The organism is Novosphingobium indicum (assembly GCF_014645195.1).
Classification (GTDB): Bacteria; Pseudomonadota; Alphaproteobacteria; order Sphingomonadales; family Sphingomonadaceae; genus Novosphingobium; species Novosphingobium indicum.
Map to the genome: position 1 here is coordinate 1 of NZ_BMLK01000101.1, position 717 is coordinate 717.

Here is a 717-nt window from a genome sequence, read left to right on the forward strand (position 1 = left end):
AGGCTGGTGTGGAAGGCGAGGTATTGCGGGACGATCAGTGGGAGCGATTGCGTGAGTTTGTGCCGGGAGGCCGGAAGGGCAAGCGTGGCCCGAGAAGCGACGGCAGATTGTTTCTCAATGCGCTGCTTTGGCTGGCCCGTTCCGGTGGTCGCTGGCGCGATCTGCCGGAGCGGTTCGGCCCCTATCAGACGGCGAAGCGGCGTTATTACCGCTGGGTTGAGCAAGGCGTGATCGACCGGATTTTCGAGGCGGTGTCAGATGATCCCGACATTGAGTGGCTGGCGATTGATGCGACCGTGATCCGTGCTCAGGCTCAAGCTGCCGGAGCGCGGGTAAAAAGGGGGGTGCTCAAGCCCAGGCTCTCGGGCGCTCGCGCGGCGGGTTCGGCACAAAGGTCCACGCCGTAGTCGATGCCCTTGGCCTGCCGATCCGCTTCATCCTTGGCCCCGGCCAGCAGAACGACATGGCCCCCGCATGCGACCTGATCCGCGGCATCCCGGCAGGCAAGGTGCTGGCGGATCGCGCCTATGATGCCGACCGCCTGCACGACCTCATCTACGAGCAAGGTGGCGAGCCGGTCATCCCGCCTCGCCGCCACCGCATATATCAGCACCGCTATGACCGCATCGCCTACAAACAACGCTGGGGCATCGAAGGCTTCTTCGCCAAGCTCAAGCAATGGCGGCGCATCGCCACCCGCTATGACAAACTCGCCGC

General features: G+C 64.3%; 1 protein-coding gene. It reads left to right on the top strand.

All coding sequences use genetic code 11. From position 1 onward, the window contains the following. Window positions 1-8: 8 nt before the first annotated feature. A protein-coding gene (locus IEX64_RS24320; RefSeq protein WP_188824062.1) for an IS5 family transposase occupies window positions 9-717 on the top strand; the annotation gives its coding sequence in 2 pieces (ribosomal slippage) (window positions 9-333 and window positions 333-717; 710 coding nt annotated over the 2 pieces). This gene is flagged as partial in the annotation.